Here is a 6,207-nt window from a genome sequence, read left to right on the forward strand (position 1 = left end):
AGATTAAAATGATGAACGCCCAGCAGTACATTGACTACTACGTCACGGAGAAAAACAACGGCTGGGTGGCGGCGGGGGGGAAGGTCACCGATCCCAATTCGGCCCGGACGGCTTCGTACCGCATTCCCGAGGATTTCCTCAATAACCGTCAGTTATTCGGAAATGGGACCAACTGGCAGGATGCCATGTACCGGACGGCTCCGCTGCGAAACGCTCAGGTATCGGTGTCGGGTGGAACGGACAAAACGCAGTTTCTCTTTTCAACGGCCTATCTCGATCAGGACGCTGTACTGGATCAAAACTACTACAAACGCCTGACCATTCGATCGAACATCAAAAGTGCCGTTTCGAAACGCCTGACCATTGGTGCTAACCTCGGCATCACGGGAATCAACGACCGGACGGAAGGAACCCAGGGGAAAAGCGACGTCATCAGTCTGGCTTTGCAGAGTACGCCGATTTATCCCGTGTACAACGAAAACGGTAACCTCGGCCCACTGGACCCGAACTCAACCTGGAACCGATTTGTACCCTTCAATGATCTGGTGCTCTGGCATCCGTATTCGCTGACCCGCTTTTACCACAAGAAAAACCGCTCGTTCAATACGCTAGGGACGGCTTACGCGGAGTTCAACATTCTCGACGACCTGAAATTCCGGACGAGTATCAACGCCAATCTCTTCAACAACCGGGGCGACAGCTACCGCGTGGCGAAGCAGGGCTACGGTTACTCCTCGGTACTGGACGCGGCGGCCACGAATTTCTCGACGTACTCCCTCAATTGGCTGAGCGAGAATACGCTGAACTACGACAAGCAATTCGGTGATCACAAACTGACGGCTCTGGCGGGGTATACGGCTCAGAAACAGCGGGATGAGTACGCGACAGTAGGAGCCAATAACTTCCCGAACGATCTGGTCGAAACGCTCAATGCGGGGACGGTTTCGGCGGGAAGCACCACGGCTTCGGAATGGTCGATGCTGTCGTATCTGGGTCGGGTGAATTACAATTTCAAAAACAAATACTTTCTGACCGCGGCAGTGCGGCGGGATGCCAGTTCACGGTTTGGCCGGAACAGCCGCTGGGGTACGTTCCCTTCGGTATCGGCAGGCTGGCTGGTTTCGGATGAGAATTTCATGAGTAACGTCAAAGCCGTCAGCAACCTGAAAGTCCGGGTAAGTTACGGCGTAACGGGCAACAACCAGATTCCCAACTACGGGGCGGTGAGTTTGCTCGGCAGCAGTAATTACGTGGGCAACGGAGCCATCGCCAACGGCCTGCGAAATACGAATATCGCCAACCCGGATTTACGCTGGGAGAAGAACAACCAGTTTGATATTGGGCTGGACTTGGGGCTGTTCAACAACCGGCTGAACATCACGGCGGATTACTACAATACCGTCACCAAAGACATGCTGCTGAACCTGCCCGTGCCGGACATTACGGGTTTCTCGACGCAACTGACCAACATCGGACGGATGCGGAACCGGGGATTCGAACTGGCGATCAATTCCAAAAACGTGGTGGGAAATTTCAACTGGACGACGGATCTTAACTTTTCCCTGAACCGTAATAAAGTCCTGAAACTCGGGCCCTCGAATGCTCCGATCATTTATACGGAATACGTCGTGAGCGTCAAGACGGCGATCGGTCAGCCGATTTCGAATTTTTACGGCTACGTGTTCGATGGCGTATTCAAAAACCAGTCGGAAATCGACGGCTATCCGCACGACCCGAGTACCACGCCGGGCGATCCCCGCGTGCGGGACGTCAACGGCGATGGTCGCATCACCACCGACGATCAAACCACGATTGGCAATTATCAGCCTGATTTCATTGCCGGGATGACGAATACGTTCAGCTACAAGGGTTTCGATCTGTCCTTTCTGTTGCAGGGTTCCTACGGCGGAGAAATCGTAAACCAGAATATTCGCTACCTCGGCATCTGGAACGCGGGCCGGAATTTCTACGAAGACCTGACCAATTACTGGCGTTCCGAAAGCGAGCCGGGTGACGGCAAACATTTCAAACCCACCATTTCGCCGAAGGGTTTACAGGAAAAATTTTCCAGCTACTGGGTGGAAGATGCGTCGTTTCTGCGGGTGAAGAACATCCGGGTTTCGTACGCCCTACCGACGAGCCTGCTTAGCAAAACGCCCGTCCGTTCGGCCCGGGTGTACGTGAACGCCGAGAACGTCTTTCTCTTCAGCAAGTACCGGAACATCGATCCCGAGAACACCACCTACCGTCCCACCAACTACAACGCCATCAGTACCGAAACCGGCACGATTGGCAGTACGGGCAATGCGAGCTTCCCCTCCGGAGCCATGATCGGCGTGGATTACGGCTCGTACCCGCTACCCCGGGTCATTACGTTTGGTATTCGTGCGGACTTCTAAACCTGATATTTATGAAACGTTATTCATATAAAAAATCGGCTTACGGGCTGATGCTCGTGCTGGCGACGCTTACGGGCTGCACGAATTCTTTCCTGGATCTGGCTCCAATTTCCAACGCCAACTCCGAAAATTTCTACCGGACTACCGCTGATTTCGATCTGGCCGCCAACGCCGCGATGGCCACCCTGTACACCATATACGGTCCTGAGGGGCCTGTTTCGTACGCGGGAGAAATTCAGTCGGATAACGTAACGCTGAACGCCGTGGCGGGCATTCAGGCTGACAAATGGGCGTACCGGGATTACACGCTCAATTCCACCAATACGATCAACTACTCGTTCTGGCAGATGTACTACTCGGCTCTGTACAACGTCAATATCGTGATTCAGAAACTAGAATCGGCTTCACTGAATGAGGACTATAAGAAGTCGGTTCGGGCTCAGATGTTGTTTTTGCGAGGCCTGTACTACTTCAATATGGTGCGAACCTGGGGCGATGTGCCGCTGGTACTGACGCCCATTACGGCGGCGGAAAGTTATACCTACGCCCGAAAGCCGCAGGCCGAAGTATACCAGCAGATTCTTGCGGATTTGCAGTACGCAACGGAAAACCTGCCGCTGGCTTCGGCGACAGCCAAAGGCAAGCCTACGCAGGGAGCGGCCCAAACTTTACTGGGCAAAGTATACCTGACGCTAAATGATAAAACCAACGCAGCCCGCGTGCTGAAAGCCGTCTACGACAGCAAGCAGTATTCGCTGGTGCCGATGTACGCTTCGCTGTGGTCGAATACGAACAAGAATACGAGTGAGTCGATTTTTGAAATTCAGTTTCTGGGCGGCTCCCCGACGAGTCCGTATAGCGAGTATTACCAGACGTTTTTCCCGGCGGTGAGTTATACGGGGTACATCGGAGGTGGTATCAATCAGGTAACGAATGATTTGTGGAACGAATACGAACCGGGCGATCCCCGCAAAACGGCGAGTATTGATACGGGCTACGTGGATACGAAAGGAGTGTTTCAGTCCATCAAATTTCCGAAAAAATGGAACGACAAAACGACGCCAGTAACGACGGGTAAGGTGCTGGGTCTGAGTAATTTCATGGTACTTCGCTACGCCGATCTGTTACTAATGCTCAGCGAAGCCACCGACGATCCCACATATCTGAATCAGGTACGGACGCGGGCGGGTGTACCGACGTATGGCTCGGCGAATTATCCTTCCGGTCGCTATGGAACGTTGGCCCTGGCTTTGGAACACGAACGTCGGGTGGAGCTGGCTCTGGAATTTCACCGCTGGTTTGATCTCAAACGTACTAGCCGGGCCATTCCGGTGCTGACCACCAAAGGCAAACCCGCCACGGAACCGAAACTGATCGCTCCGATACCCTTAACGGTGCTGCAGCAAAATTCGATTATTACGCAGAATCCGGGGTATAATTAAGGATAGAAACTCCGCTTTTCTGTTCGCCCCGATTTGCAATCGGGGCGTTTTTGGTCAAGCGTCTAAGACGCGAAACCATTCCACCCCGATCATTCCATGACGGTTTTAAATCGGGGTGAGCGGAGCAAATCTTTCAAAAAAAAAATAATCCGTCTAACTGCCCTCTCAGGAAAGTATCGTATAGAACTATGCTAAGTTCTTACAACGTACGCATGGGTTTACTCCTCTATGTTTGAAAAATGGCCCCCTGAGGTCAGAAAGGCATTTTTCTTGTTAGAAAAGGCAATAGGGGAGAGCCTTTCAAGGGAGCGTCTGTTCTAGTAAGATTCATTGGTAAAAGTGAATAATACCAAGCCTGACCATTAATTGCGTATAGTCATGACGAAAAAAATAGGGCTATTTCTGGGCATGATGGCCCTGTTGGCCGCCTGTCAGTCTAAGGGAGAACAAGCAAAAGACGAGAAACCCAACGCACTGAGTTTACTGAAGGTATCGGACAATGGCCGCTTTCTGGCAACTAAAGACGATAACGAGCCTTTTTTCTGGCTGGGCGATACGGGCTGGCTGCTGTTCACAAAACTCAACCGCGAACAGGCCGATCAGTACCTCGAAAACCGGAAGCAGAAAGGTTTCAACGTCATTCAGGTGATGGTACTGCATACGCTGGGAGCTAAAAACGTATACGGCGATTCGGCCCTGGTGAACAAAAATGTAGCGACGACGCGGATTGAAAACGGCGATGACCCCACTAAACCCGAAGAGTACGACTTCTGGAATCACGTGGATTATGTGATTGATAAAGCCGCCGAAAAAGGTATATACATGGCTCTCGTACCCATCTGGGGATCGAACGTGAAGTCTGGCAAAGTGAAGCCGGAGGACGCGAAACTCTACGCCGAATTTCTGGCCAACCGGTATAAAGACCGCAAGAACATCATCTGGCTGAATGGCGGGGACATCAAGGGTAGCGATGGACTGGACGTCTGGCAGGCCATCGGTACGACGATTCGGGAAAAAGATCCCAATCACCTGATTACCTACCATCCCCGGGGCCGGTATACCTCCTCGGACTGGTTTCACGTCGAAAAATGGATGGATTTTAACATGGTGCAGTCGGGGCACCGTACCTACGCTCAGGATACCTCTCGCAACGATAAATGGCATCACGGCGAAGACAACTGGCGATTCATTCAGGCCGATTACGCCCGGAAACCCGTCAAACCCGTTATCGACGGGGAGCCTTCGTACGAGGGCATTCCGCACGGTCTGCACGACGTCAACCAGCCCCGCTGGACGGCTGCCGACGTGCGTCGCTACGGGTATTGGTCGGTGCTGGCTGGAGCCTTCGGGTATACTTACGGCGACAACGAAGTCATGCAGATGCACCGCACGGACGATACGTCGGGAAGCTCGTACGGCCCTAAACTCACCTGGGATAAAGCCGTAGACGTCGAGGGGGCGGGGCAAATGATTCACCTGAAAAACCTGCTGCTTTCCAAATCATATTTCGACCGCGTACCGGATCAGTCGCTTGTGGCCGATCAGGGTGAACGGTATAATTATCTGACGGCCAGTCGCGGTACGGATTACGCGTTGGTCTACACCTACACGGGTCGGACCTTCAGGCTGAACATGGGCAAAATTCCGGGGGCTAAAGTGAAAGCTTCCTGGTACAGTCCCCGCGATGGCTAGTACACCGAAATTGGCGAAGTGAGCAATCAGGGCGTGCAGGAATTTAACCCACCGGGCGAGCCCAAAGATGGGAACGATTGGGTACTGGTAATCGACAAGGTATGAAGCAGGTAGCGTGGATGATTGGCGTATGGCTGTGTCTGAGTTCGTGTACCAAGGACACGTTCCTGTTTACGTCTTTTCACGAACCCGCCAATGAAGGATTGCGGCTATTGTACAGCCACGACGGCCATCAGTGGAAGGATCTGAACAAGGTATTCCTGAAACCCGAGGTAGGTACGCAGAAAGTCATGCGGGACCCTTCGATGGTACGGGGTAAAGACGGCACGTTTCACCTGGTCTGGACCTGTAGCTGGAAGGGCGATAAGGGGTTCGGATACGCTAATTCAAAGGACCTGATGCACTGGTCGGAGCAACAATTCATTCCGGTAATGGAACACGAAGCGGCCACGGTGAACGTCTGGGCTCCGGAAGTTTTCATGGATGAGGAAACGGGACAGTTCGTCATCATCTGGGCGTCCACGATTCCGCACCGGTTTGCCCGGGGCGTGGAGGACGAGGATAATAACCACCGGATGTACTACACAACGACCTACGATTTTAAGACGTTTGCACCGACGCAGCTTTTCCTCGATCCGGCCTTTAGTGTCATTGACGCCGTTATTGTGAAACGA

General features: G+C 52.8%; 2 protein-coding genes and 2 pseudogenes. All 4 read left to right on the forward strand.

All coding sequences use genetic code 11. The annotated features are described in order from the left end of the window. Positions 1-2,399, forward strand: a 2,399-nt coding sequence (locus ACOJTG_RS24270; protein ID WP_420156177.1) for a SusC/RagA family TonB-linked outer membrane protein, incomplete at its 5' end; no start/stop codon positions are given. A gap of 11 nt (positions 2,400-2,410) precedes the next feature. Further along, positions 2,411-3,841: a RagB/SusD family nutrient uptake outer membrane protein gene (locus ACOJTG_RS24275; RefSeq protein ID WP_420156178.1), complete on the forward strand. Its 1,431-nt coding sequence runs from the start codon at positions 2,411-2,413 to the stop codon at positions 3,839-3,841. 411 nt (positions 3,842-4,252) lie between these two features. After that, a pseudogene (locus tag ACOJTG_RS24280) lies at positions 4,253-5,638 on the forward strand (glycoside hydrolase family 140 protein). Further along, positions 5,635-6,207: pseudogene (locus tag ACOJTG_RS24285) on the forward strand (arabinosidase); the annotation flags it as partial. The pseudogenes ACOJTG_RS24280 and ACOJTG_RS24285, both read left to right, overlap by 4 nt.

The sequence above is a fragment of the Siphonobacter sp. genome, from assembly GCF_048595215.1.
GTDB lineage: Bacteria > Bacteroidota > Bacteroidia > Cytophagales > Spirosomataceae > Siphonobacter.

Coding starts and splice junctions, on each gene's coding strand:
- ACOJTG_RS24275 (WP_420156178.1), top strand. CDS start 2,411: ATGAAACGTTATTCATATAAAAAATCGGCTTACGGGCTGATGCTCGTG.